Raw genomic sequence first — 26,841 nt, forward strand, 5'->3', positions numbered from 1 at the left:
TAAGTGAATAATACTGAATACTATGATCGTCTTGGTATAGAAAAAAATGCTAGCCAAGATGAAATTAAAAAAGCATACCGTAAATTAGCAAAAAAATACCATCCAGATTTAAATCATGATGCTGGTGCTGAAGAAAAATATAAAGAAGTGCAAGAGGCTTTTGAAACGCTAGGCGATGAGCAGAAACGTGCGCAGTATGACCAATTTGGACCGGCTGGTGCCAACGGCGGTTTTGGCGGACAAGGTGGCTTTGGAGGCTATCAACAGCAAGGTGGATTTGGTGATTTTTCTGACCTTGGTGATATTTTTAGTCAAATGTTTGGTGGCGGTTTTGACCCTAATCGTCCACGAAAAGGACAAGATTTACAATACCGTATGCGCTTGAGTTTTGAAGAAGCTATCTTTGGTAAAGAAGAAACAATCAAATTTAACCGTGGTGATGGTGCGCATGAAATTAAAGTAACCGTGCCAGCAGGTGTTGAAACAGGACAACAAATGCGTTTGGCTGAACAAGGTGAAGAAGGTGCCAACGGGGGTCCTCGTGGCGATTTGTTTGTTGTATTCCAAGTATCACCGTCTAAAGATGGTTTCGAACGTGATGGTGCTGATGTTTATCTTGAACAAAAAATTAGTTTCACAAGTGCAGCACTTGGTGATGAAATTCAAGTTAAAACAGTACATGGTGATGTTAAGTTAAAAATCCCAGCTGGTACGCAAACAGGTAAACAATTTCGTTTACGTGGCAAAGGTGCGCCACGTTTGCGCGGTAATGGGAATGGTGATCAATACGTGAACATCTTTGTTGAGGTGCCAGCAACGTTGACAAAAGATCAAAAAAAGGCACTTGAAGTCTTCCAAGAAGCGATGACAGGTAAAAAGAAAAAGAGCTTCTTTGATAAATTACAAGAAGAATTAGATTAAAAAAATGCACATTGATAAGATGTGCATTTTTATGCGAGCTATGGTATGATTATTCTTAATTTATCGTTGAAGTGGAGAAGTGTACATGTCTTTAAAATCGCAATTGGCTGGTTTTACAACAATTGAAACGGATCGCTTATTGTTACGACCAGTGGTACAATCTGATACGTCAGATATTTTCGAGTATTTGCACGATGTCGAGACAGTGCAGTTTATTACAGTTAGTCAGGCAAAATCAATTGATGATGTGATTAAAAATTCAATTCAAGGTTTCTTCATGGTAGATCCTATTGGCAAATGGGCCATTGTATTTGAAGGCAAAATGATTGGCACCATTGACATGCGACTGAATGAGTCTGATTATAGTGCAGAAATTGGGTACGTTTTAAATAAACACTATTGGGGACGTGGCATGATGCCAGAAGCTGCTAAGGCAGTATTAAAAATTGCTTTTGAAGAATTACATTTAGTACGTGTGATGGCCGTTCATGATGTACGAAACCCTAAATCTGGGCAAGTCATGTTGAAAATTGGTATGATAAAAGAAGGGGTTGCTTTAAAATTTAAAATTATTAAAAATGAAGCAATTGATATGGCTATTTATGCGATAACAGATGACATGTATGAAAAAAATACGGCATATTAATATGCCGTATTTTTTAATCAATATATTTCGTATTATCATCAACTTCCCAAGGGGCCTTGACATCAATATGGTCGTAGTACAAGTGTCCATGTAAATGATCAATTTCATGTTGGAAAACAATAGCTGGATAGTCACGAAGTTTTATAATTTTCGTATCGCCAATTTCGTCCTGATAGCGTACTGTAACACGATTAGCACGTGGGACAAAACCAGGAACATCTTCATCAACTGATAAGCAACCTTCACCGACATCTAGTGCGCCACGTTTGACTGACTCAGAGATAATTGTAGGATTAAATATTGTGCCTTTGAAATAGGGTGTGTCGTCAGACTCATGGGGATCCAATGACGGTACTAAAACGGCGGCCATTTGCAAAGAATAACCGACTTGTGGTGCTGCTAAGCCAACACCGGGACGAAGACCATAAGTTTCATTTTGTGTTGCATCTTGCGAAATAACAAGATATGTCATCATATCTTTTGCTAATTGTGCATGTTCCTCACTTAAAGGAAAAGGCACTGGTTGTGCAATTTGACGTAAAACTGGATCGCCGTCGCGCGTAATTTTATCCATTGTAAACCTAATTGTCATGTTTTTTTACCTCTCTACTAGTATATCAAACTGTACAACATGTTAAAATAGATGTATGAGTGAAAATTATACATTACCAATTGAGAGTAATTGGACAGTTGAAGATATTGTTACGGTATCAAATTTAATTGATGGTGTTTTGGCCGTCTATGAGACTGGCATATCAAAGCGTATTTTATTAGAGCGTTTTGACCAGTTTCGTGAAGTTATGCCAGCTAAAAGTGAACAGAAACAATTTGATAGAGATTTTGAACAACAAACGGGTTACAGTATTTATAAAACGATGCAGTTAGCTCAGAAAACGATAAGAGACAAGGTACGAGCATGACGTTAAGTCAGTTTGAGATTCAAGACATTGATCAAACAGTCTTGTTATGGTTAGATCATTTAAGAATAAAAACTTTGATTGCGATGCAGCAGCAACTCGAAGTCGACACGAAACATGATGTCAGAGATTTAGTGACGAATGTAGATAAAGATAATGAACGCATGATTAATGCTAAGATTAGAGCTTTTGATTCCGAAGCCAGTATTGTCAGTGAAGAAGGATTTGGGGATCAGCAGCGGGACATGAATGGCAATGTCTGGTTTGTAGATCCAATTGATGGCACAATGAACTTTGTTAAAGAACGCGCCAATTTTGCTATCATGATTGCACTTTACGTTGATAATAAACCAGTGCTAGGCTGGATTTTGGATGTTGTTAATAATGTTGTCTATCATGGCGGGCCGCAACTTGGCGTCTTTGCTAATCATTTGAGATTAGACAATCCAGTTAATGATACTTTAAGTGACGGGATTGTACTCTTGAGTGGCGCCCGATTATTATATGGCATGTTTGGTTATGACAAAATTGCAAAATCTGCTTTGGGGTATCGGGTTATTGGTGCAGCAGGACCATCGTTTATACGGGTCATCTTGGGGCAAGCAGTTGGTTATTCTTCAAAAATGATGCCTTGGGATTTTGCAGCAGGACAAGTTTTAGCAAAAACGTTAGGTTTATCTGTTTCAGATATTGACGGGCAGCCACTAAATATGTTATCATCTAACATAGTATTAGTGGCTACAAATCGCGCGCATCGGGATATTTTAACGTTGCATCAAAGCTAGGGCACAACAGACCCTAGCTTTTACTATGAGATAAGTAGCATTAAATTAAAGGAGCACTAGGAAATTGGCAAATCGCGAAGATATTCGTAACATCGCTATCATCGCCCACGTCGATCATGGAAAGACGACGTTGGTTAATGAACTATTGAAGCAATCAGATACATTGGACTCACGCAAGGAATTGGGTGATCGTGCAATGGATACAAATGATATTGAAAAAGAACGTGGAATCACTATCCTGTCAAAGAACACAGCCGTTAAGGTTGGGGACAAGCAGATTAACATTCTTGATACACCTGGTCACGCGGATTTTGGTGGTGAAGTTGAGCGTATCATGGGAATGGTTGATGGTGTATTGTTGGTTGTTGATGCCTTTGAAGGTACAATGCCACAAACGCGTTTTGTGTTGAAAAAAGCATTTGAACAACACTTGACACCAATTGTGATTGTTAACAAAGTTGACCGTCCGGGCGCACGCCCTGAGGAAGTTGTTGATGAAGTTTTGGATTTGTTCATTGAACTAGGTGCTGACGATGAGGGATTAGATTTCCCAGTTATTTTTGCTTCAGCAATGAATGGTACGTCATCATTGTCTCCAGTTGTTGAAGATCAAGAGCATACAATGAAGCCAATTTTTGATGCTGTCTTTAATACAATTCCATCACCAATTGACAATTCAGACGAACCGCTACAATTCCAAGTTGCAATGTTGGACTATAATGATTTCGTAGGTCGTATTGGAATTGGTCGTGTTAAGCGTGGAACCATTAAGATTGGCGATAACGTTGAAGTGTTGAAGCTTGATGGTACAACACAGAATTTCCGTGTCACTAAGTTAGCTGGATTTATTGGTTTGGATCAAGTTGATATTCAAGAAGCTAAAGCTGGTGATTTGATTGCCGTTTCTGGAATGGAAGATATTTCAGTTGGTGAAACAGTTGCTGATCCAGCACACCCAGATCCATTGCCAATTTTGCGTATTGATGAGCCAACGTTGCAAATGACTTTCCGTCAAAATGATAGTCCCTTTGCAGGTAAAGAAGGTAAGTTTGTTACTGCCCGCCAAATTGAAGATCGTTTACGTCGTGAATTACATACTGATGTGTCATTACGTGTCGAAGATACAGGCCAAGCTGGTGCATGGTTAGTGTCAGGTCGTGGTGAATTGCATTTGTCAATTTTGATTGAAACAATGCGTCGCGAAGGCTTTGAATTACAAGCATCACGTCCGCAAGTTATCTATCGTGAGATTGATGGCGTACAATCAGAACCGTACGAATCAGTTCAAATTGATACACCTGATGAATATTCATCAACTGTTATTGATTCTTTGAACCAACGTAAGGGTGAAATGGTTAACATGGAAGCTGTTGGTAATGGTCAAACACGTTTGACTTATATGGCACCTTCTCGTGGATTAATTGGTTATTCAACAGAATTTATGTCAGCAACTCGTGGTTATGGTATCTTTAATCACACGTATGCTGAATACCGTCCAGTAGTTCGCAATTGGGAACCAGGACGTCGTAATGGTGCACTTGTTTCGATTAACCAAGGAACAACAACTAACTATGCTATCATGGGAGTTGAAGATCGTGGACAAATGTTTGTCGGCGCTGGTGTTGAAGTTTATGAAGGTATGATTGTTGGTATGAACGCACGTGACAATGACATTTCAGTCAATGTTACAAAGTTAAAGCCACAATCAAACGTTCGTTCTTCGAACAAGGATCAAACATCATCTATTAAGACACCACGTCTTATGAATTTGGAAGCTTCTTTGGAATTTTTGAATGATGATGAGTATGTTGAAGTAACTCCTGAAAATGTTCGTATCCGTAAAGCAATTTTGAATACGGCAGAACGTGAAAAGGCAGCAAAGCGCCGTAAAGCATCAACAAATTAATTAAGTATGTAGAAAACCCAGTACGGTTTTCTATTATGGAGCTATGGCACAATCTGGTACTGCAACGGACTCGAAATCCGTCGAGCCGCTTTTGGCGGTGTGCGGGTTCAAATCCCGCTAGCTCCTTTATCATGTTTCATGGCGTTGCATAAGGTTTCAAAAACCTTGATATAACAACGTTTCTAACTTTTAACGTTTCGTTAGATTGCATGGTATTTCAAGTAAATAACACAAAAATATAAACGATGATTGAGCGACAGAACAGCCTTTGAGCTGTTTTTTCTTTGCTCAAATAACACACAAATAAAAATGTGGTACATAATCAGTTTTTCGCCATATGTGGCGAATTCTCCCCATAAGTGGGGGAAAATATATTCGCAACAAACTGCGAACAAGTGTACTTTCGGGTACGCCTGTTAAGTTTTGGACAAATATGACTAAAACTATTTATACTCATTTTTGAGTAAAACTAATATTCAGGGCGTACCTGTAAGTACACCCAGCGTATACCTTTTGGCCAGTTCTATAATGTTGTGGCACCGACTAATCAGATCATGGCGCTTACAAATGAACTGAATAGCATTGTTGCTAAGATTGAACGACCTAATAGAGATTGATGGGGTTCAAAACATTATCCCATTGAACAGACGTGCTTACAAACACGGAGAGGCTATGTGCTTGTAAATAAACATCTGATACTCTAAAACACACCATCTCAACGACAAAACAGCGTTAGGTATTACTAATATTCAAATATAAAAAAAGTAGATTGTAAATAATATGAATGCATGGTATAATAAGAGATGTTAATAGAAACAGAGAGTTCTTTAACAAGTCTAGCAGTATACTTGTTTAATTAAAGTTTAATCGTATGTGATATATTTTGGCTGGTACAGAGAGACCGACAATCATTTTAAATATTATAGTAATTCCTTTAAATAAAAAATTTAGTTGTAAGATGTATATAAATTCTATCAAGAGCCTGTTAGGCTTTTTTTGTTGCCATTTTATATTTCAAATAAGAATAAAAAAGCTCCCGATTTAAGCGTCAGAGTTTTTATTATTTTGAGCTTGCTCATTTGGCTGTAATTTTTTGAACGATAACATCAAATCAAGTTTAACACCTTCGTTAAGTTGATTAAATTCTTGCATCATAATAAAGTTACGTTTGCAGTATTCAATACCATCTAAGTATTTCTGTGGTTTTGAAATAGTGTGAACCACTGTGCAGTAAATTACGTCTTATAGATTGGCAAGTGCCGTTAATTAAATTTATAATCCTCGTTGTCTATATTGTATTCGTTTTCGCCTTTTGCAGACTTTCACCAATGTGTATTCACTAGTCATGGCGTTTATTGACGCGCGCTCGGCGTAATGAATTCATATAGTTGCCGTTTTCAGAATCTAATAATATCAAAACCACAATTATTACGATTAAATAGATCAACTCGTTTGTGCCAAATAAACGTTACGCCATTGAACTGTTGTGGATGCAAACACGGAGGGATCAATGTACTTTCAGGTACGGAAGTGCTATGGTCTGTAAACACACACAAGGGGCGTATCTGAAAGTACGTCCCTTGAAAGGAGTAAAGCGCAGACGCCCTAAAACAGGGAGTGTGGGTATAGGGTGTAAGTAGGTTACGGTCTATGGTTGTTAATTGCACAATAAGAGCCCCTGACTTAATTGTCGGAGGCCTTTTTAATTGACTTAGTTGTACTCAACAATATCTTGCGGTTCTAATAGTTTCAGTCCAGTAAGTGGTATTTCGAATCTGTATGAAGATCCATCTTCTGAAAATTGGATATTTTCTGCGTTGACAGAAAAAGCGTTCAGAACACTTTCCTGTATTTGCTCGCTGGTAATCATCTTAACCGGTGTAATGCTAACTGTAACGCCTGTTGTTGTAAATTTAGTTGAGAGTATATCGTTAGCGAATAATTCCAATAATTTGAACTTGACTATTAATCTGGACATGTTATTGGTATAAGAAAATCTGTTCCAATTCTTTATTTTTCCGTAGTCAAATGTTCCATTATTCATAGATGTATATATATCGTTCTGAATTTTGTTCACATAATTTACACGAGCAATTACTATGATAACAAATACTACCAATTCCACTAAGTATACAAGCAAATTTGTAAAGTTTTCGTTACCAAAAAGAAAATGCAATGCAGTATTGATTACTAGCAAAAGGGAAATAAATAATGCTGCAGCTGCAACTAGCGTGCCAATATTTTGAGTAGGAGTGGTGTTATCATCAATGTATTTTTGTAGTTTAGGTGAAAAAAATTTCATGTTAGTTTATTCTTTCTTTTGTTATTCTGTCTCTGGCTTATTGTCAGAGGATTTTTTATTATTCTGATAGAATTGTTTTGTCAATTCTATTGGGAGAGAGCATTACTAAATGGTGTCCTGGAATCTTACGAATGCAGAAATAAAAACTTTTTAAATATACAGGCAATACTATGACAAGCAGTCATTCAATTTTTCTGCCCATTTTGAAGGGACAAAATTAATGACATTAAATGAGGCAATGTTGTTTATAAAAAAAGGGTCAGTGTGATAGATTTTTGTTAATTCATCTAAAGACTCGGCTTGAGCTATAATCATGCCACCAGTTCGTGGTTCTTTTCTGCCAGACATCATAAAGTGCCCTGATTTATAGTGCTTATCTAAGTATTCAACATGGGCTGGTAAATAATGTTCAACATCAGAAATCGGTTTGATATAAGTTAATTCAATTATAAACATGTTTTTTTCTCCGAGTAATATTTATTAATTCCATACTACTAAAGCGTTTTTTTCTTGTCAATCACATGCACCAATAAAATCTATTCATCAATCCTCTCCTAAGGTTTGATGAATTCATCGTTTAAAATAGTGGCTGTTTCTTCGTTATTTATTGGGATAAGATCAATTGTGTCATGGTAACTTTTGAAGATATCATTAGTCTCATTTTCAAATGGGGTATCAAGATAGTGTGGTAGGGTACTAAACTGAGTGACTCCTAAACCAGTGTATGTTTCCAGATTGGGGGCTAATTTAGGGTCATCCATTGTCTTGACGTATGTGATATCTGGAGATAATATGATGGCACCAGCTGATTCACCAATATAGGGTGTTCCGGTGTTGATTTTATCAATCAGTAGTTGATCTAAATTTTTAGATTTTATATTTTCTAAGAGATAAAAGGTATTACCACCTGCAATAAAAATAATCTCTGCATGTTGTATTTGATGTCGTGAAGTTTCATCATCTGAACTTGCAATGTCTAATGTGTCAACATGATAATCTAAATTAAATAATGTTTCATATGCTTCGTCAATATATCCTGTGTAATCTTCCACTTTACTGGCAGTATCGATGAACAAAATATTTTTAGCTGAGACGTTTTGATTAGCCATAAATTGTTGAAATTGTTTAGCAGTACCGGCAAAGTAGGAGGTTAGTAAAATATTTTTCATCTGTCAACACCAATCATGCTTTTAACGTGGTTCAGAGCACGTATATGTACGCCCGAAAGGGCATTAATTATTTTATTGAACTTGCCAATGGAAACCAGCAGGTAAGGAACCACCTAGCGCAATGCGCGTTGAATGGCCTTTTCTTGTTTGCCAATTAAATCCGTCCTGAATAGCCCATTTATAGCCATCTGTACTATTCACAGTCCCATCTACGGTAACTAGTGTAGCATCTGGCACCACAACAGTCTGATCTTGCTCTTGTTGCTGTTGTGCAGCTGCACGTGTAGATGATTCACGAGCAACGCTTTCAGCTGAGGATTTGACTGCTGCCTCCGAACTTGCTTTATCGGCTGCTTCCTTATCTTCTTTTAATGTTTTTGTTTTATTTAATGTGTTTCTAGCTGTACCGTTTGAATAATCAATAATTGCATTAGGACTATCGTTATTGATATAAACAACATAAGCTAAGCGAATTTGTCTAGGCAACAGTTCATTATTACGATACATTGGTGTTACTTGGTAGTCAAGCCGATAATCTTTATTTTGTTTCAGCCAGTGTGCAAGCTGGGTTTCATAATAAAGCATACTCTTTTTATTTGAAGAATTTGTATTTTTGAGTGCACCAGCATTTAAATAAGCCGTTTCAGGGACTAAGTTCTTGGCTTCACTCAATAATTCGAGTAACGTATTTAATTTATCAGTACGTTTTAGCAGATAATCTATGAAGTTTGGTAATTTGTTTTGTATGCGATAGTAGTGTCATAATATATTTTCTTTTTTTGAAAAGAACAGTCTAATAAGTATGCAAACAACAAAGGATATTATGATCATTGTTGTCGGTGGGATAAGAATGATTGATACGTTGTTAGAAAATTTTATTATTGTAATTATAGTCTAACTAATCACACTTGTATAGTAGAGCTGACAACATCTTCTAAAGTGCATAACATGAGGCAGTATTTTTTTAAGACAAGTTACAAATAATACACCGTAAGCTATACAGCCATAGTAATTAAATGCTATACTATATTAGTCGACTTTGTGATTTTATAATCACCATATTTCTTTTATCTAAATTGAAATATATTCCAGAGGTCGACGTACATAGTAGTTCATAAATTTACCGCTAGTTAGTTGAGCCTAACTGCGGTTTTTTATTTCGCGTGATGTTTATGATATAATAATGCGACTATAAATATATGATATGAAAGAAATGCGATATGTTAGATTTTCAGTTAAAAACTAAAAAATTGTTAAAACGAATAATATTATATTTAAAAAGCTCAAAATTAAGAAATAATACTAACAGTTATTACCGTGAGGCAGTTGTCGATAACCATTTAAAACGGTATTTTAAACATGCAAAATTAAAGCAAGTTGGCATTATTGGTGACAGCGTTTCCTTTGGTTTGAAGTCTAAAATTAATTATGGCCAGTACATTCAAAAAGTGACAGGTGCGCGTGTACAAAATCTTGCAGTTTCTGGGGCGCATTTAACCGATAATGGCGTTAAAAGTATTTTTCAACAAGCGACACGTTTAAATAAATGTGATTTATATATTTTTCAAAGCACGGATGATGATTGGCTTGCCAATATCGTCATTGGCAACAAGCACGATACCGCTAAACAGTCCTATTTAGGTGCTTTTTACCAGACTATATTACAATTACGACAGTTAAATAGTCAAGCTCAGATTATTGTTTTAACAACGACTTATCAAACACCGGTGTGGGGGAGCGTTGTCAGGAGAACTGATCTTACAAACAATACATTAGGATATAGTTTGCACGATTACATGGCAGCAGTGAAAAAAGCCTGCGTGGATTTGAATGTCCCTTATGTCGATTTAATGCGTAGCAGCCTATTTACACCCAGTAGCTCAGCGTTTCGAGCAAAATATATGCCAGATGGGTTACATCCAAACGCAGAAGGGCATCATATTATTGCCCTTGAAATCGGTAAAATTTATAAAAAAATTAATGTAAATGATTAAAAAATACGTCTATATTGACTTGTCAACAAGTCAATATAGACGCAAAATATGATGTTTGGTCATTAATTTTCGAAAATAACACGTACGCCTTCAGGAATCGTAAAGTCTTTTTGTAAGAGTGATAACTCACCTGATTGATTATCACGAGCGTACAATGACACGTTATCTGTATCTTGATTGGCAACGACTAAAAAGTTTTGCTTATCGTTCCAATTCATATCACGAGGGAAGGCACCTTCTGTACTAATTAATTGAATACGCTCGATCTCTGCACCTTCATTAACAATTTTAAAGACCGCAATTGAGTTGTGACCACGATTCGAAGCGTAGATAAATTTACCATCGTGACTTAGTCGTAATGCAGCTGAACCGTTATGTTCTGTCCAATCACTTGGGATCGTAGAGGCAGTCATTACATGCTCAAATGAACCATCTTCGTCGTTATATTTCAAAACACTCAGTAAGCTAGATAGTTCGCCAAGAACATAAGCGTATTGACCGTCTGGTGAAAAACGAATATGGCGTGGACCAAAGCCTTCTTCTGTATGAAAGCGTGTTGCTTCTGTTAAGTTACCTGTATCAGTAACATCGAATGTGATAATTTCATCTGTACCAAGGTCAACTGCAACCAAGCGTTTATCTGGTGTTAAGTTAGCAAAGTGAATATGTGATGAGCTTTGTTCAGGTCGAGGACCAGAACCATTGTTTTGCCATGTATCAACTAACGTTAAGTTACCATCATCGCGAATTTTGTAAGATTCAACGGTACCACGATGGTAGTAACCAGCGAAAACCAATTGTCGTTCTTCATCAATGCCAATATAGGCTGGTGCTGATCCTTCACTTAATTGCGAATCGATTTCAGCCAAAGGGCGTACTGAATTATCAAGTGTGACAAGCCCACCATGACCGTCTCTATTTTCAACAGCGTAGATTTTGTTTGCTTGAGACAAAGCTAAGTAAGTAGGATTTGTCAATTCGCCAATAAATGTTGGGTTTTGAAGTTGCTGTGACTCAGTATCTAGCTCAGCTTCGTACAGTCCTTGTGAAATACGTTTAGTATACGTACCAAATAAAATTTTATATTGTACCATTTTACTCTCCTTAAATAAGCTACTTATATGATAGCATAAATGTAAGGGTTTTCACAAGTTGAGAACAAGATTAAAATTTCGTATAATTAAAATAAGCGAACATTTGTTCCAAAAGAGGTAACTATGAAATTTATTCATGCAGCAGATATTCATCTTGGCAATCCGTTTATTGGGTTAGATCAGCAACTGCCTGATGACTTGAAAACGATTGTACAACAATCGACTTTGACAGCTTTTAAAAATTTGATTCGTGATGCTATCATACAGAAAGTCGACTTTTTAGTGATGCCGGGCGATTTATATAGTACGACTGTCAGTAGTCCTAAAATACAAGATATTGTGAGTCAACAATTTGATCGCCTGAATGCTGCCAATATACCAGTATATTTAAGTTTTGGAAATCATGATTTCCAAGCGGATAAACAACAACATTTACCTTGGCCACCTAATGTGCATGTTTTTAATCAGAAAGTCGAAACACTGTATTTAACCTTAAAAACAGGTGAAAACGTTGCATTGACGGGATTCAGTTATCAAACACCACGCCAAACTCAAAAAGTGATCACGTCATATCCTTTAAAAACAGGGTTAGTTGACTATCATATAGGTTTATATCATGGCGCGCTTGGTATCGATGGCGATCCATACGCACCTTTTGCTTTGAGTGACATGCTATCTAAAAATTATGATTATTGGGCCTTAGGCCACATTCATGTTCGTCAAACACTCAATCAAACGCCATTTATTGGTTATTCTGGTGACTTACAGGGACTTAACCGCAAAGAGGTTGGTGCCAAAGGTTATTATTTAGTTGAGTCAGAAAATCACCTACTAGTGCCAAAATTTCGAGAAGCAGCAGAGATAACTTGGGAGCAAGTAACACTAGAAGATGTTAAGAATGAGTCGGATATTATTAGTCAAATTGTAAATTATAATGTTGATCAAATGACATTTTTATCAGTGGAAATTATAGCACATGTAGATGGTGCGACTAGCCAACGCATTGTTGGCGGTATTACCATTGAAAAAATTCGTGCGCAATTACCAAAAAAATTATGGGTGGTTAGCTTACGCGTAAGACAAAACTTATCGACAATGCTTGCCAAGGATCATATTGATCAAATATATTGGCAAGAAGCATATGAAGCAATAATGTCAGATTTTAATATAGCAAATGAATTATCAAACCAAGCCCCGCTTGTGGTTCGTGATTATTTTATGAGTCCTGAAGGAGAGACATTATTGCGCGATAAAATGCAACAGTTGATACAGGCCAGAAAGGTGTGATCCATGATAAAAATAAAACAGATCATGATTAGTGGGTTTGGACGTTGGTCGCAGCAACGATTTGATTTTATAGATGATTTTCAAGTTATTGTTGGTCAAAACGAATCTGGCAAGTCGACTGTACGCGCATTCATTGTGGGTATGTTATTTGGTTTTCCGACAAAAAAAGGTCATGCAAACGTTTATGATCCAAAAGATGGTAGTCAGTATGGGGGAAGTTTAGTAGCTGATTTCGATGGTACAGTTGTCCGAATTACGCGCTTAGGGCGTACACAGTCTGAACTATCAATTACGTATCTTTCAAATCAAACAAGCGTGGTTGACCCAGAAAAGTGGTTATCAGAGCAGCTAGCGCCACTTACTCGAGAAATGTTCGACCATATTTTTAATTTTAGTCAACAAGACTTAGCAAAAGTATCACAGTTGAAGGCAATTGATTTACAAAAATTGTTGTTAAATATTGGTGCTGTTGGCAGCGAAGACTGGCTCGAAGTTGCAAATGATATTGAAAAACATGCTGATAAGCAATTCGCACAAAGGACAACAGGCAAAAGACCGTTGAACTTAGCTTCTAAGCAATATCAGATGCACGCTGATAGTTTAATCACTAAAGGGGATGAAGTGACAGCTTATGTGTTGGCTGAAAAAGAAACCCATGAATACACTGAGCAACTTCTTAAAAACCAAGCAATTGTTCAGCGACTGACACAAAAAATTCAAGATTTACATATTTTGGTCCAACAATATCAACTTTACCAAAGTGCACAGGTAGTAAAAGAACAACTTGATATTAATCGTGTAATTGTTTCAGATGCGGATATTGCTACTTTGCAACGTGTGACTGTTATTTCTGATATGCATCGTGAAAAAATAACACAACTTGAAGAGAACATTCAAAGCCCTAAAAAAGTGACCAAGGACGAGACGAGTGATTTGTCATCAGAGTTATCTGTCCTACAGGCTAAAGCACGTTATTTGAAAAACATAACGGCTGAACGTGTCATGTTATTAAAACGGCTGCAACATCTTCAGAATCAATTCTTTGGAAAAGAACTACCAGCGCCATTAACAGCTGATGAAAGAAAGATAATCAACAATAAGGATGTCACTTTGCCTGTTACAGTGGTTGCTCTTATTATTGGCGTCATTGCCTTCCTGACGATAAAACCATTGGTTATCATCGCCATATTGATGGTATTTTATGCCTATTATTTATTTCAGTTACGTCAAAAACAACTGCACCATATTCAATCACGGTATGGCGAAATGTCATTATTAGATATTCAATCAGTTCAGGGGGCTATCAATGAAGCACCTGAACAGCAACAGCAATTGACGATACTAGAGGCAGCTATTTTGAAAAACAAGCAGCAGCTCGTTCTGCAACTTGAGCCAATTGCAAAAAGATTTCAGGTACCGATGCAATCAGATGATTTTGAGGCTTTAATTGGGCAGCTAAACCGACTAAATGATCAAGACTGGTTGCGTCACCAAAATGAAACGTTATTGGCATCACAAAAAAACCAACAGCGGTTAACTGATATTAAACAACATCAAACCCAGTTGGCACAACAGCTTGAGACGCGACAAAATTTGTTACAAAAGTACCATGTGACGACTATAGAAGAGATCAACCACTTAAAATTAGAGAATATTGATTATTTACGAAAAAAACAACGTTATGACGACCTGATGCAGCAAATTGATTCTGACAAACTCATTCAATTACGTCAGATTAAAGATGACAATGAATTGCAGAAACAGATAATACTAACACAACAAGAATTAGAAAAAGCACAACAGTTAGTATTAACTATACAAACACAATTATCTGACTTGCAGGCACAACAAAAGCAGCGGACAAGCGATGACGCTTTTTTGAAACAACAGCAAGATCTAGCCAATGAAAGAACAGTTTTAATTGATCAATTTGGTGATTATTTGGCTGAAAAAATGGTTGTCAAATGGATTAATCAAGCGTTGCAGTTAGCGTCTCAAAATAGGTTTCCGAAAATGTCAAAGAAAGCTACGTGTTATTTTGAAAAATTAACTGCCGGGCGATATGTCGCAATTAATTTTGTAAAAGAAACATTGATAGTTATTAATCAGACGGGTCAGCAATTCAATGTTATAGAGCTATCTACGGGGACACAAGAGCAATTGTATACAGCGTTGCGGTTAGCTTTAAGTGATGTTATTTCAGATATTATTTCTTTGCCATTATTGATTGATGATGGTTTTGTTAATTTTGATGTACCGCGTCGACAAATCATGTTGACCATCTTACAAGAAATTGCCAAGCAACAACAAATTTTTTATTTTACGACGTCAGATTCATATATCGAAAAAAAGAATATGATAAGATTATAAAAAGAGGAAATCTTATGACAAAACTACTAACAGAATATCAAGATGCTGAGCATATTGATTCGTTTGCGGTACTTAAGAGTGCTGACATTCGTTTAACGAAAACAGGAAAAACTTACCTTAGTTTGGTTTTTTCTGATCGTTCTGGTGATTTACCCGGGAACCTATGGGATGCAACGGATGAACAAATTAAAACATTGTTGCCTGGAAAAGTTGTACGGTTACAAGGCGTTCGCGGTGCATATCAAGACAAGCCTCAAGTTCAAATAACTAATATACGTTTATCTATCGCCGGAGAACCTGATAATCCAGCTGATTTTATGATTCATGCACCAATCAAAGAAGATCAGATGAGTGATGAACTCAATGATTTCATACTAATGATTACCAATCCAACATGGAATCGACTCGTGCGAAAGTTATTTTCTATATATCATGATCAGTTTTTGCGTTACCCTGCTGCTAAGTCTAATCATCATGCGTTTGCTGGCGGATTAGCGTATCATTCATTATCCATTGCGAAATTAGCCCAAAACGTGGCAAGCGAATACCCACGACTTAATAAAGAGTTATTAATCGCTGGCGCGCTCTTACATGATTTAGGAAAAACAATTGAGTTGTCTGGACCAGTTGGCACGCAATATACGACTGCAGGTAATTTAATCGGGCATATCACTTTAATTGATGAGCAAATTGTCTTGGCAGCTCATGAGTTGCACTTTGATTTACAATCTGAAGAGATGATTCTTATTCGTCATGTGATTTTATCACATCATGGTTTGTTAGAATATGGTTCACCAGTTCGACCTGCTGTTATGGAAGCGGAGGTGTTACATCAACTGGACGAAATGGACGCGAGCATCCAAATGATGTCAGCTGCTTTAGATAAAACAACTGACGATACTTTCTCTGATCGTGTGTTTGGTTTAGATAACCGTCGGTTTTATAAAACATCATTAACATAAAAAAACATAACCTTTTTGGTTATGTTTTTTTACTTTGACGATGAAATACCTGCTGTCATGTAAGTATTTAATGTGTTTTTTAGTTGAGAATCTTTTACGTTGACATTTTCTTTACGTAAAATTTTTCCAACAATCGCTTGAATTTTAGATGTGTTTTTCTGATCATTCAAGAATGATGATACAATTTGGTCTGATAATTTATTTCGAACGCTATTTAAACTAGGCTTATTTGTTTTTTTGTTTAATGTTACAACGTAATAGCCGCCGTTTGAACCAGTAACAGGTGTATTTGTATAGTCTCCTGACTTGTTCAACTTGAATGCAGCTTCTTGTATAGCAGTATCAACGGCTGTACTGGTTGAATCAAATGCTGGTAATTGGCCATCTTGTTTGGCATATGTTTTATCCGCAGTATATTTTGCGTAAACTGTTTTCCAGTTGTCACCAGATTTCAAATCATCAATGGCTTTTTTTGCTGCATCTTCATTTTTCGCAGTGATTAAGGAAATCGTGGTGTTTTGATGATAATTTTTATAGGCATCATTGAGTTGCTTGTCAGTTATTTTGTAATTTGCTTTAACTGCGGCAGTCATAATTAAATTGTTTTTAATATTGATTTTTAGCTGATCTTCGGTTGTATTGTTAGATGCTAAGGCTTGTTTAAATGAATCGCCATACTGTGCTTTTTGTGTATCAAAGGCATCTTGAACATCTGATTTTGATACGTTACCACCATATTGCTTAGCAAGAACCTTGTTAATAACCATATTAGCAAATTCTTGTTGCCCAGCTGACGACTTTTTAATATCAGCCATGAATTCGTTTTCTGTGATTTTTCCGGAGTCTGACGTCATCAAAGTTTTTGATGAGTTTAACCCAAGGAAGACAAGACCCCCAATAAAAATCACTACAAGGAGCCCCCAAATAAATTTACGCATAACGTGTTTCGTTTCCTTTTCTAATGAGTATTTGAATAGTTTACCACAAAAACAGTTATTTCGCTTTAAACTTTGCTAATTCAGCGTTGAGATGATTCGTTTTTTCTTGAATACGATCCAAGTGTGGTTGGTTTTTAAAATTCATTTTTGCAATATCGCGTTGAATATCTTCTTGAACCGCTTGGGCCGCGAGTAATTTTTCAGATACAATGGCTTGTTGAGCTTGGAGTTTTTTTGTTAATGTCACAATTTTTTTAATTTGAGTAGTTAAATTTTTCAAATCGTCAAAAATTTTCATGGGTTTCTCCTTTAAAATTGAGAAGCAATTGCATGAGCAATCGTCTGATATCGTTCTGCTGAAAATTCTGAGCTGTTGTCAATTGTGGGCGCAAGTTTGTCATTCAGGCCGTCATGATCATAGCGTGGAATAAGGTGCCAATGGGAGTATAGCACTGTTTGGCCAGCTGAAGGGCCATTGTTAGATTGTATGTTAATGCCACTAATTTGGTCATTACTAGCTTTAATGGCTCGTGCAATTTTGGGTAACTTTATTAGTACTTTTTGTGCTAAATCGTCATCGTATGCAAAAATATCAGCAACTGGTTTCTTTGGTACAACTAGTGTGTGACCTGGTGTGACCTGTGAAATATCTAAAAATGCTAAGATATCATCATCTTCGTATACTTTGTAACTTGGAATGTCACCAGCAATAATTTTATCAAAAATAGTCATATGTTAACCCTCATTTCTTTTTGTTTCCTCTATTATAGCAAATAATGGGGTATGCCTGTTATAATAGAGGACATGGGATTAAACATCGAAAATTTATCCGGCGGTTACGCTGGCAATAGTGTACTCAAAAATATTTCGTTAGCGGTTGCTGATGGTGAAATTGTTGCTCTGATTGGCTTGAATGGGGCTGGAAAGTCAACAACTATTAATCATGTTATTGGAGAACTACATCCCAAACAGGGAACTATCACTTTAAATGATGTACAATTGTCGGCTGAACCTACGGTTTTTAAATCACAAATTGCATATATTCCGGAACAACCCATTTTATATGATGAACTCACTTTAGGTGAACATTTGCACTTGATGTTAGCAGCTCATGAAATGGATAATAGTACTGCTTGGAATCGTGCGCTTGCGTTATTAAAAACATTCCGTTTAGAAGATAAATTACATTGGTTACCAATTCATTTTTCAAAAGGTATGCGTCAAAAAGTGATGCTAGTATCAGCTTTCATGTTAGATGCACCATTGTTAATTGTCGATGAGCCTTTTTTAGGATTGGATACATTAGCACAAAAAGCGGTCACTAACCTTTTACGCCAACAGGCTAAGGCTGGACGAAGCGTTCTAATGACAACGCATTTGTTGACGTCAGCGGCTCAATTTGTTGATAAATTTATCGTTTTACATGAAGGGCATGTTTACTTTGAGGGTTCACCCAAAGCATTGGCAAAGAAATATGGGTTAGCAATGACGCAATTGGATGATTTTTTTGATTTGATACAAGGGGCTGGAATTGATGAGATTAAATAATCTATTCTTGCAACGTTTTGCTCGTGCACAACGTACAAATATGAAATACTTAAGATTACTTTTCAATGATCATTTTGTTGTGTTCCTTTTAATTGCTTTTGGCGTTGTTGTGCTAGGTTACAGGCAACTAATTGTTTCGCCAGTTCTTAGCCCGATTTGGAAATCAAACTGGTGGTGGTTTGTCGAGGTGATATGGTTACTTTTAGGATTAAAAGTAGGCACAATTGTGACTTACTTAAAACCCGCTGATCGTTTGTACTTAATGGGTAGTGATCACGTAATCATAAAAAAATATCTCAATCATAGTATGACTTTAAGCACTGTATATGGTGGTTTGTGGCAATTAGCTTTTGTCGCGGTCTTAATACCGATCTTAGTACAAACACACATATTTTCATTTGCACGTATGATGTTGCTCCTATTATTTATGGTGAGCTACAAGTGGCTAATGTTACTAGATAGACGATCAACTTTTTTTGTCAATTCAAAATTTGTATGGTTGAATACTCATATGATTGTACGCCGATTGTTGTTGGATTTTTTAGTGCCAGGTATGGCGATTACACTAATACGACAGCTGCCAACTAATCTTACATGGGTGTTTGGAAGTGTTTTGATTAGTTTGATTGTGTTATTTGGCAAGGTGACTTACATTAGTGAGTCAAAGGCTAACAGATTGGCGATTGATTGGCCGGTAGTTGTATCCCAAGCGATAGACCATGAGCAACGTGTGTTGCATTTTTATGCGACTTTTGCCGAAGTCCCAAACCAACCACGTACATCTAAACGGCGACGGTATCTGGATGCTATTATTAAGTTTTTGGCTAAACGGCAGCCAATCATATATCGCTTGTATTTAACACGTTTTATGCGAGATACTGAATTGTTACCACTGATTGTGCGTTTAATAACTGTGGCTGTTATCATTTTATACGCCTTAAATGATGCACCAACATGGTTAATTGCAGGGGTCGCATCGCTCATGATGTACCTTGTGGTATTCCAGCTAGTACCACTTTATACGACGACGCAACAAAATATTTGGACACGCCTATTACCTATTGATAATAGATCGAAGCAAAAAGCGTTTAGTTACCTCATAAAACAAATGACGGTGATCCTGATTCTTCTGTTTATGTGCGTCAGTGCTGTACATGGGCGGTCAATGTTAATAACTGTCGGGATCGTTATGAGCATTGTTAGTCTGTTTTTAAACCGTGTTTATATTCCTCAAAAAATAAAATAAAAAGAAAGTCATGTGTTAAACCAAATAGAACACATTGAGAAACGATATGCATCTTCGAGCAAAACCTTGGGCACCTGATTGGCTAGCAGCACATTCTGATATTGTGATTGATCAAGAACAGGCAACGGCAAAAATTGGTCAATGGCAGACGTTATTTGATCGAAATCAACCCATTCATATTGAAATTGGTTCTGGAAAAGGACAGTTCATATTGGGAATGGCATTAGCTCATCCAGAAATCAATTATATCGGCATGGAAATTCAAGAAACAGCTGTTGCGATGGCTGCACGTAGAAGTTTTGACCAAGTTGGTAAATTGCCAAACTTGCGTTATATTTATGGTAATGGGAACGGTGTAGAAACTTATTTTGAAAAAGCAGAAGTATCAAAACTATATCTTAATTTTTCTGACCCGTGGCCAAAAAATCGACACGAGTCTCGTCGTTTAACTTACAAATCATTTTTGAAATCGTATGAAGCAATTTTACCGCAACATGGTGAAGTTGAATTTAAGACAGATAATCGACACTTATTTGAATATTCAATGGTTAGTTTTATGAACTATGGGATGCGATGGACAACGGATGATTATACATTTGACTTGCACCACGATGTTGAAAAAGTTGCTGGTAATATTGAGACAGAGTATGAACAAAAGTTCATGGCTAAGGGTCAACCGATTTATAAGATTAAGGCTCACTTTTAGAACCACAAGGGTTATAGGTTTCTTTTATTAGGAAAAAAACAGCGTCTAATTTAGGCGCTGTTTTGCTTATTGGGGACATTTGAATGATTCATAATTTTAAAAAATGAATTTATGTCAATTAAAAAACATGTTAAACTATAGTGATAATTATGTCACGTTACTCAAACATCAAGTCAGAGGCTGGTTCGACCAGTCGACGTTTGTTTTTATTTGAAGGGGGATATGCCATATGTCGTGGTTTTATTTGTTACTTGCGGGGTTGTCTGAAATATTATGGTCAACAACTATGAAATTGAGCCAGGGTTTCACTAAAATAGGTTGGGCAGTGATAACAATTATTGGCTTAATTGGTAGCATGTTTTTCTTATTAAAGGCGGTGAAACAATTACCCTTTAGCTTGGCTTATCCAATTTGGACAGGCATCGGTGCTGTTGGAGCAGTTATTGTGGGCGTGTTATTATTTCATGATAAGTTTCCAGTGTCTACCTGGTTTTTTATTGTTTTATTAATCATAGCTATTATTGGCATTAAAGTTACTGCTGGCGAATAATACTTTTTTGAAATATGTCACACAGTTTTTTTAACTGCCTTGATTTTTTAAATTATGGGAACCTAATGATAGGAGTTATTATGTACGCTAAACGATTTATTCAATTATTTTTTATTTTTTTAATCACGATGTTCGTTGTTGACTATGTTGTTGATATATCAGGTGTTAATAATTATTTCTATAAGTCACTGTTGGCAACGATTATTGGTTACGTTATTTTGACAATTCCACTCACCATACTAACTATATTGAAACAAAAACGTCGATTCAACGCTGCAACTGGTTTAACAGATAAAAGTGCTTTTCAGAACGCCCTTCAAAATTTAGATAATATTTTAATATTATCAACGGTAGATGCATCGGGAGAGATTGCGTCAAATATCGTAACGTTTAAACAGTCGCATACTGATGAAAATATTCTTTATATCGTATCAGATGTGACGTCTCAAAGGGTTGGCAATATACGTGATAACCAATCAGTCGCAATCGCGACTTGGTTTGATAAGAAAACGGGTAATAGGCTGACTTCCAACCAAATTGACGTAGATCTGATTGTATCAAATCAATTACAACAGATGTTAAAGGAGCATTCAGAAATAAGGGAATTATCGGACACGTTTAAAAATAAAGTGGTCATTCAATTGAGAATTAAATCTGTTAGAGTTGAATCATTTCGAGATCAGCTTGTAGATATAACTTTTTAGGAATCTTACTATAAATATGGCATATTTGCCATATTTCATGAGGCGTGTTATAATATATATGTAACATCAAATAAAACTCAAGGAGAACATCATATGTCAATTGAAGAAAAGTTTGATAATGCAAAAGACAAAATTGCTGGTAAGGCAAAAGAGGTAGAAGGCAAAGTTACAGGAGACAAACAGCGTGAGGCTGAAGGTAAGGCACAAGGTGTTTTTGGTAAAGTAAAAGACGCAGTGACAGATGCTAAAGACTCCGTGAAAGACAGTATTAATAAGTTAAAAGATGATGTAGAAAAATAAATAGTCTGAAAAACCAATTAGATTAATGTCTAATTGGTTTTTATATGCCATAAATTGTAGTCAGATAAAAATCGGAATTTGATTAATCTATACATCTTTCTTATTTTTATCTTTCTTATAATTATTATGCAGTATACCACTAGCAAAGGCACCTATAATTCCTGATAAAAAGTCAAGTATTGCTGCTATCATGATAAGCCTCCCTAGTTTGGTTCGATTATACATCTAAATGCATATTTTGTATATTATTATTTGACTTGTAGTTTTTTATTGGAGAAATATTTGCACATGCATAATATTCATTTTTATCATATAATAGTTACAAAGGAGAAACATTCATGATTGTACTACATATTTTCTTTGGACTAATGATACTCGTTGGCGTTATTATGACGTCGGTTTCATTTCAAGGTGATACTGAAAAATTGACCAAACTACAAAAATTTTCGTTGATTTTCACAACCTCATCAATTGGATTAACAGTGGTTGCTGTAACAGCTGTGTCTAGCTCAATTTACATTGCGGTAGTAATGCTTGTTGCTTTAGCATTGTACGAATATTATGCATTTTTACGCAAGGCTACTCAAAAATAAACAAAAGGCTCAATTTTGAAAATAAGTTGTGCTTTTTGTTTGGAGACAATTATTGGAAAGTCAACTGACAATAAGAATATTGACTATTCAAAACATAACGATCTTGTATGCACAAGACGAATCGGATTGATTACTTCGACACCACGTGACCGGCAATTGGTGTATCATTAGTTTTAAAAACTGGAGTAGAGACATGAATTGAGGATATCTACATAGACAAACCACCTGATGAAAGGTGGCGTGTGTAGATAGTATGGCATAAAAATGTAAAATGAAAATCAAGCATCAACTTTATTTTACAATAACCTACCGCTGATATACTAAGAGCATAAGCCTAGCCGGTTTTTTCTCAAACGCTCACATCTTCCTAAATGTGATTATAACTTATCTGCCATTTTTTATTTTCAGTCATTTGTAGCAAAACTGTAGCACTGAGAGTTATTTTTTATGTAATCTAGTTTTTGTGAATGAAGTTGTATACTCCAAAACCAATCATACCAACACTTTCCAAACAAAAAGCCGTCTTACCAACAAATATGGTAAAACGGCCAATATGCGTTGAGGGGGAGTCGAACCCTCGACCTGCCGGGTAGAAACCGGCTGCTCTATCCAGCTGAGCTACCAACGCAATACAAATTATATCATATCATAAAAATAGTAAATATTAAAGATTTAAAACATCTATTTTTAAAATTTAATTATTCATAGTATACTAGAGGTATTAAAATGTGGGGAATTAATATATGAGAAAAGCATTTATTGCCTTAGGCGTTATTATTATTGCACTGTTAGCTGCTCTTGCGACAGTGAATCAACAACCCAAATATGCTGGTGTATCGATTCCTAGGTCGGACTATCGTCATTTAAAAGCATCTCGTAGTGATATCAATGATTTTATTGATAAATTGGATGATTTCAATTACCAGAAGCCAAAAACGATGACTGCAATTGAACAATCTGCTGATCAGATCATCAAACATAACAGTCGCAATTTGAGTAATGCTGATGCACAAGCACTTAGAGATGCTTTTTATGGTCGAGATGGCATTGTCACAATTGTCCAAGCGGCTAAAAAAGGACGCTATAACATTGATGGTAGTGTGGCATCCCGATTCCATGATAAATTTGATACGATTATAACGATGTCTGTTAATGCAGTGAATAAAAGTTCTGCACAACGTGCTGATATCGTGACGCAAATGAAGATTGATCTTAATGTTGAATCAGCAATTTACAAAATTGGCGCCAAAAATGAGGAGTGAGCACAATGGTTGTGCTTTTTTGTTAGGAGAATTGTTATGGGAAAAGAAGATGCTCGTATTTTAAGAACAAAAAAACTTATTGAGGAGACAACGATTAACCTATTAACGACACAACCAGACTTTTCAATTACAGCGTTATTAAACCGTGCACAAGTCACACGTGGGACTTTCTATAAGTACTACCGGAATAAGGAACATTTGATTTCCGAAGTGAATAATAGTTTGCTAATAGCGTTTATGGTACAAGTTCAAGGTCAATTTCATGTGGCTAAGATGATTGCAGCAATAAGTGATCGTGCAGCGTTTTATAATGCGGTACTTAATCTACATCATGATTCAATTTATTTTACAACATTGGTGTCACGTATGCGAACACAAATGCAAACTCAGTTGTCTGCAATAACTGATGATGAACTACGTCGCCGACAAACATTTCAGTGGGAAGTGATTAACGGGGGTTTTTGGGCACTCATCGCTAAATGGTTGATGGAAAATATGAATTTAGCACAAACTGAATTGTTAACAGAATTTGTTGAAATTTTGCGTATTAATACAACAGGCTGGGCGCAAACGGGCTTGATATTATTTGACTTTGAACCTCTGAATAAAAGATAACATCAAGTTATATTGACGAAGTGACTAGGTTTTGTTATAATTGAAAGGTTGTTAGCATAGCTACAACCACTCGGAACAGGTTGAAGTACGTGTCGGACTAGGGCCGACCCGCCTGGGATGGTGAGTCTAAGTATAAGGAGAATTCAATAATGGCATATGCAATTATTGTAACAGGCGGCAAACAGTATAAAGTCGCTGAAGGCGATACAATTTTCGTCGAAAAGTTAGATGCAACTGAAGGTGAAAAGGTTGTTTTTGACCAAGTTGTTTTGATTGATGGCAAAGTTGGGACACCTTTTGTTGAAGGTGCTAAGGTTGCTGGAACTGTTGAAAAGCAGGGTAAGCAAAAGAAAGTGATTACTTTCAAATACAAGGCCAAGAAGAATATGCATTCTAAGCAAGGCCATCGCCAACCATATACACGCGTGAAGATTGATTCAATCGCGTAATCATTACTTGTAAAGGAGAAATAGACTTATGTTGATGAACCAAGAAAACTTACAAATGTTCGCGCACCACAAAGGTGGCGGATCTTCAGCCAACGGTCGTGACTCAGCTGGTCGTCGTTTGGGAACTAAGGTTGCCGACGGACAAGCTTTGACAGCTGGTTCAATTATTTATCGCCAACGTGGCACACATATCTATCCAGGTGTAAATGTTAAAAAGGGTGGAGATGACACACTTTTTGCTTTATCGGATGGGGTTGTAAAGTTTGAACGTAAAGGTCGCGAAAAGCGTCAAGTATCTGTTTACTCACGTGAACAATATAATGAAATTTTGGCTGCTGCAAAGTAATCAATTTAAAAATCAGAACAATTTATTGTTCTGATTTTTTTAATATTTAAGGCAATTATGTGTTGGGTTACCATTAGACTAGGTGGCGACTTGTGCTATAATAAAATTATTGACTAAACAAGAAGGATACTTGATATGACTAAATATTTTGAAGCACGAATTACCAAATTACAGAAACTTTTAAACAAGTTATCTCTTGATGGTATGATTGTTTACCAAGGCGCTAATACAAAGTATTTAACAGGATTTAATGGTGGTACGGGTGACGGAGTTGTTGTCATTGGTCGTAATCAAGCGCGTTTAATTACTGATTCGCGTTATGAAACGGATTATAGCGATCGTCTACCTGCAGGCGTTGATTTGAAAATTACTCGTGCTTATTATGAAGAAGCAGTTGCTACTGCTGTAGAGTTCAATATTAAACAATTATCTTTTGAGGCAGACTTGCCATATAATATTTATGATTATATTGATGAATTATTGCCAGCAGATATTGCGTTTGATGCATTACCTTCAGCGATTGAAACGCTTCGAGAGGTCAAAGACGATTCAGAATTAGCTGCCTTACGAGAAGCAGCTCAGGCATCGGTTCACGCATTTAATGAGTTGCTCCCTTTGATCAAAGTGGGTATGACAGAACGTCAAGTAGCAAATGAACTGGACCGTTTACAAAAAAAATATGGTGCTGAAAAATCATCATTTGATACAATTGTTGCCTCAGGGTACCGATCAGCATTACCACATGGTGAGGCAACGGATAAGGTCATTGAATCTGGCGATTTGCTTACAATTGACTTTGGTTACTATGTTTCAAATTATACATCCGATGTGACACGCACTGTTGCTATCGGTTACATTAGCGACGAGTTAAAAGAAGTTTATGCAGTAGTCAAGCAGGCCAATGAAAATGCCATTGCAATTGTAAAACCAGGTATTTCTGGCAGTGAAATCGATCATGTTGCAAGAGATTATATTGTAGCACATGGCTATGGTGATTATTACAATCATTCAACGGGTCATGGTGTTGGTTTAGATATCCACGAAGGACCAGCATTGAGTGCACAATCAAGTGATGAAATGCAAGCTGGGCATTTATTAACAATTGAGCCAGGTGTTTATTTGGCTGGCAAAGGTGGTGTTCGCATTGAAGACGATATTATTGTGACACGAGACGGTTATGAAAACCTGACAGCGGGTATTACCAAAGATTTAATTATAGTTGAGGGTTGAT

General features: G+C 36.5%; 30 protein-coding genes, 2 tRNA genes and 1 other annotated feature. Of the genes, 22 read left to right on the plus strand and 10 right to left on the minus strand.

Annotated elements, in window-relative coordinates; genetic code table 11:
• Positions 1 to 3 precede the first annotated feature (3 nt).
• Complete coding sequence (locus LKI_RS09650; protein ID WP_013103964.1) at positions 4 to 921, plus strand: DnaJ C-terminal domain-containing protein; 918 nt, start codon at positions 4 to 6, stop codon at positions 919 to 921.
• A gap of 85 nt (positions 922 to 1,006) precedes the next feature.
• Positions 1,007 to 1,567 carry a GNAT family N-acetyltransferase gene (locus LKI_RS09655; RefSeq protein WP_013103965.1) on the plus strand — a complete coding sequence of 187 codons (561 nt, stop codon included), beginning with the start codon at positions 1,007 to 1,009 and terminating at the stop codon, positions 1,565 to 1,567.
• 13 nt (positions 1,568 to 1,580) lie between these two features.
• Here the strand turns inward: LKI_RS09655 and def are convergent, their stop codons facing one another.
• Positions 1,581 to 2,159: a peptide deformylase gene (def, locus tag LKI_RS09660; RefSeq protein WP_013103966.1), complete on the minus strand. Its 579-nt coding sequence runs from the start codon at positions 2,157 to 2,159 to the stop codon at positions 1,581 to 1,583.
• 55 nt (positions 2,160 to 2,214) lie between these two features.
• Here def and LKI_RS09665 point away from each other — a divergent pair, with 55 nt between their 5' ends.
• The 4 genes from LKI_RS09665 to LKI_RS09680 all read left to right on the plus strand — a co-directional run bounded on the left by LKI_RS09665 (position 2,215) and on the right by LKI_RS09680 (position 5,301).
• A complete protein-coding gene (locus LKI_RS09665; protein ID WP_013103967.1) occupies positions 2,215 to 2,487 on the plus strand; it encodes a UPF0223 family protein in 273 nt (90 codons plus the stop codon).
• Positions 2,484 to 3,269, plus strand: coding sequence for an inositol monophosphatase family protein (locus tag LKI_RS09670; RefSeq protein WP_013103968.1), 786 nt, complete (start codon positions 2,484 to 2,486; stop codon positions 3,267 to 3,269). The genes LKI_RS09665 and LKI_RS09670 overlap by 4 nt, the downstream gene beginning before the upstream one ends.
• 64 nt (positions 3,270 to 3,333) lie before the next feature.
• Complete coding sequence (gene typA / locus LKI_RS09675) at positions 3,334 to 5,175, plus strand: translational GTPase TypA (protein ID WP_013103969.1); 1,842 nt, start codon at positions 3,334 to 3,336, stop codon at positions 5,173 to 5,175.
• Positions 5,176 to 5,212: 37 nt separating this feature from the next.
• Positions 5,213 to 5,301, plus strand: a tRNA-Ser gene (locus tag LKI_RS09680).
• A gap of 1,585 nt (positions 5,302 to 6,886) precedes the next feature.
• On the opposite strand, the gene LKI_RS09690 is transcribed toward LKI_RS09680, so the two are convergent.
• The 4 genes from LKI_RS09690 to LKI_RS09705 form a co-directional block, all read right to left on the minus strand.
• A complete protein-coding gene (locus tag LKI_RS09690; protein ID WP_013103971.1) occupies positions 6,887 to 7,477 on the minus strand; it encodes a hypothetical protein in 591 nt (196 codons plus the stop codon).
• Positions 7,478 to 7,645: 168 nt separating this feature from the next.
• On the minus strand, positions 7,646 to 7,933 hold the full coding sequence (locus tag LKI_RS09695) for a YciI family protein (RefSeq protein ID WP_013103972.1): 288 nt from the start codon (positions 7,931 to 7,933) through the stop codon (positions 7,646 to 7,648).
• A gap of 98 nt (positions 7,934 to 8,031) precedes the next feature.
• Complete coding sequence (locus LKI_RS09700; RefSeq protein ID WP_013103973.1) at positions 8,032 to 8,646, minus strand: Type 1 glutamine amidotransferase-like domain-containing protein; 615 nt, start codon at positions 8,644 to 8,646, stop codon at positions 8,032 to 8,034.
• A 72-nt stretch (positions 8,647 to 8,718) separates the two neighbouring features.
• Entirely contained in the window at positions 8,719 to 9,318 is a 600-nt protein-coding gene (locus tag LKI_RS09705) for a DNA/RNA non-specific endonuclease (RefSeq protein WP_013103974.1), read from the minus strand.
• Between the two features lie 548 nt (positions 9,319 to 9,866).
• Between LKI_RS09705 and LKI_RS09710 the strand changes: the two genes are divergently transcribed.
• Positions 9,867 to 10,640 carry an SGNH/GDSL hydrolase family protein gene (locus LKI_RS09710; protein ID WP_013103975.1) on the plus strand — a complete coding sequence of 258 codons (774 nt, stop codon included), beginning with the start codon at positions 9,867 to 9,869 and terminating at the stop codon, positions 10,638 to 10,640.
• A gap of 62 nt (positions 10,641 to 10,702) precedes the next feature.
• Here the strand turns inward: LKI_RS09710 and LKI_RS09715 are convergent, their stop codons facing one another.
• Positions 10,703 to 11,734 carry a lactonase family protein gene (locus LKI_RS09715; protein WP_013103976.1) on the minus strand — a complete coding sequence of 344 codons (1,032 nt, stop codon included), beginning with the start codon at positions 11,732 to 11,734 and terminating at the stop codon, positions 10,703 to 10,705.
• Between the two features lie 123 nt (positions 11,735 to 11,857).
• Between LKI_RS09715 and LKI_RS09720 the strand changes: the two genes are divergently transcribed.
• Genes LKI_RS09720 through LKI_RS09730 form a run of 3 tightly spaced genes read left to right on the plus strand, consistent with a single transcriptional unit; the run spans position 11,858 to position 16,353 of the window.
• Positions 11,858 to 13,021: a metallophosphoesterase family protein gene (locus LKI_RS09720; protein WP_013103977.1), complete on the plus strand. Its 1,164-nt coding sequence runs from the start codon at positions 11,858 to 11,860 to the stop codon at positions 13,019 to 13,021.
• Positions 13,022 to 13,024: 3 nt separating this feature from the next.
• Positions 13,025 to 15,391: an ATP-binding protein gene (locus tag LKI_RS09725; protein WP_013103978.1), complete on the plus strand. Its 2,367-nt coding sequence runs from the start codon at positions 13,025 to 13,027 to the stop codon at positions 15,389 to 15,391.
• A 14-nt stretch (positions 15,392 to 15,405) separates the two neighbouring features.
• The gene (locus tag LKI_RS09730; RefSeq protein WP_013103979.1) at positions 15,406 to 16,353 is read left to right on the plus strand and encodes a 3'-5' exoribonuclease YhaM family protein; all 948 of its coding nucleotides are present in this window, start codon (positions 15,406 to 15,408) and stop codon (positions 16,351 to 16,353) included.
• Positions 16,354 to 16,382: 29 nt separating this feature from the next.
• On the opposite strand, the gene LKI_RS09735 is transcribed toward LKI_RS09730, so the two are convergent.
• Genes LKI_RS09735 through LKI_RS09745 form a run of 3 tightly spaced genes read right to left on the minus strand, consistent with a single transcriptional unit; the run spans position 16,383 to position 18,023 of the window.
• Entirely contained in the window at positions 16,383 to 17,291 is a 909-nt protein-coding gene (locus LKI_RS09735; protein ID WP_013103980.1) for a peptidyl-prolyl cis-trans isomerase, read from the minus strand.
• Between the two features lie 55 nt (positions 17,292 to 17,346).
• Positions 17,347 to 17,589 (minus strand): hypothetical protein, encoded by a 243-nt coding sequence (locus tag LKI_RS09740; RefSeq protein WP_013103981.1) that lies wholly within the window; start codon positions 17,587 to 17,589, stop codon positions 17,347 to 17,349.
• Positions 17,590 to 17,600: 11 nt separating this feature from the next.
• On the minus strand, positions 17,601 to 18,023 hold the full coding sequence (locus LKI_RS09745) for an HIT family protein (protein ID WP_013103982.1): 423 nt from the start codon (positions 18,021 to 18,023) through the stop codon (positions 17,601 to 17,603).
• 72 nt (positions 18,024 to 18,095) lie between these two features.
• On the opposite strand from LKI_RS09745, the gene LKI_RS09750 reads away from it, so the two are divergent.
• From LKI_RS09750 to LKI_RS09780, 7 genes are all read left to right on the plus strand, one after another.
• Entirely contained in the window at positions 18,096 to 18,839 is a 744-nt protein-coding gene (locus LKI_RS09750; RefSeq protein ID WP_013103983.1) for an ABC transporter ATP-binding protein, read from the plus strand.
• On the plus strand, positions 18,826 to 20,085 hold the full coding sequence (locus tag LKI_RS09755) for an ABC transporter permease (protein ID WP_013103984.1): 1,260 nt from the start codon (positions 18,826 to 18,828) through the stop codon (positions 20,083 to 20,085). Before LKI_RS09750 ends, LKI_RS09755 begins: the two co-directional genes overlap by 14 nt.
• A 46-nt stretch (positions 20,086 to 20,131) precedes the next feature.
• Positions 20,132 to 20,791, plus strand: coding sequence for a tRNA (guanosine(46)-N7)-methyltransferase TrmB (trmB, locus tag LKI_RS09760; RefSeq protein ID WP_013103985.1), 660 nt, complete (start codon positions 20,132 to 20,134; stop codon positions 20,789 to 20,791).
• A 229-nt stretch (positions 20,792 to 21,020) separates the two neighbouring features.
• Complete coding sequence (locus LKI_RS09765; RefSeq protein ID WP_013103986.1) at positions 21,021 to 21,341, plus strand: DMT family transporter; 321 nt, start codon at positions 21,021 to 21,023, stop codon at positions 21,339 to 21,341.
• Between the two features lie 65 nt (positions 21,342 to 21,406).
• Complete coding sequence (locus LKI_RS09770) at positions 21,407 to 22,045, plus strand: pyridoxamine 5'-phosphate oxidase family protein (RefSeq protein WP_242651967.1); 639 nt, start codon at positions 21,407 to 21,409, stop codon at positions 22,043 to 22,045.
• Positions 22,046 to 22,138: 93 nt separating this feature from the next.
• Positions 22,139 to 22,345: a CsbD family protein gene (locus LKI_RS09775; RefSeq protein ID WP_013103988.1), complete on the plus strand. Its 207-nt coding sequence runs from the start codon at positions 22,139 to 22,141 to the stop codon at positions 22,343 to 22,345.
• 338 nt (positions 22,346 to 22,683) lie between these two features.
• Entirely contained in the window at positions 22,684 to 22,938 is a 255-nt protein-coding gene (locus LKI_RS09780; RefSeq protein ID WP_013103990.1) for a hypothetical protein, read from the plus strand.
• Between the two features lie 554 nt (positions 22,939 to 23,492).
• On the opposite strand, the gene LKI_RS09785 is transcribed toward LKI_RS09780, so the two are convergent.
• Positions 23,493 to 23,566 (minus strand) — tRNA-Arg (locus LKI_RS09785).
• A gap of 115 nt (positions 23,567 to 23,681) precedes the next feature.
• Here LKI_RS09785 and LKI_RS09790 point away from each other — a divergent pair.
• The 5 genes from LKI_RS09790 (at position 23,682) to LKI_RS09810 (ending at position 26,840) form a co-directional block, all read left to right on the plus strand.
• Positions 23,682 to 24,200, plus strand: coding sequence for a hypothetical protein (locus tag LKI_RS09790; protein ID WP_013103991.1), 519 nt, complete (start codon positions 23,682 to 23,684; stop codon positions 24,198 to 24,200).
• Positions 24,201 to 24,236: 36 nt separating this feature from the next.
• The gene (locus LKI_RS09795) at positions 24,237 to 24,815 is read left to right on the plus strand and encodes a TetR/AcrR family transcriptional regulator (RefSeq protein ID WP_013103992.1); all 579 of its coding nucleotides are present in this window, start codon (positions 24,237 to 24,239) and stop codon (positions 24,813 to 24,815) included.
• Positions 24,816 to 24,869: 54 nt separating this feature from the next.
• Positions 24,870 to 24,953, plus strand: a sequence feature (ribosomal protein L21 leader region).
• Between the two features lie 11 nt (positions 24,954 to 24,964).
• On the plus strand, positions 24,965 to 25,264 hold the full coding sequence (rplU, locus tag LKI_RS09800) for a 50S ribosomal protein L21 (RefSeq protein WP_013103993.1): 300 nt from the start codon (positions 24,965 to 24,967) through the stop codon (positions 25,262 to 25,264).
• A gap of 28 nt (positions 25,265 to 25,292) precedes the next feature.
• Positions 25,293 to 25,610 carry a 50S ribosomal protein L27 gene (gene rpmA / locus LKI_RS09805; RefSeq protein WP_013103994.1) on the plus strand — a complete coding sequence of 106 codons (318 nt, stop codon included), beginning with the start codon at positions 25,293 to 25,295 and terminating at the stop codon, positions 25,608 to 25,610.
• A gap of 135 nt (positions 25,611 to 25,745) precedes the next feature.
• Complete coding sequence (locus LKI_RS09810) at positions 25,746 to 26,840, plus strand: M24 family metallopeptidase (protein ID WP_013103995.1); 1,095 nt, start codon at positions 25,746 to 25,748, stop codon at positions 26,838 to 26,840.
• Position 26,841 lies beyond the last annotated feature (1 nt).

Origin of the sequence: Leuconostoc kimchii IMSNU 11154 (assembly GCF_000092505.1) — a bacterium.
In the GTDB taxonomy this organism is placed as follows: Bacteria; Bacillota; Bacilli; order Lactobacillales; family Lactobacillaceae; genus Leuconostoc; species Leuconostoc kimchii.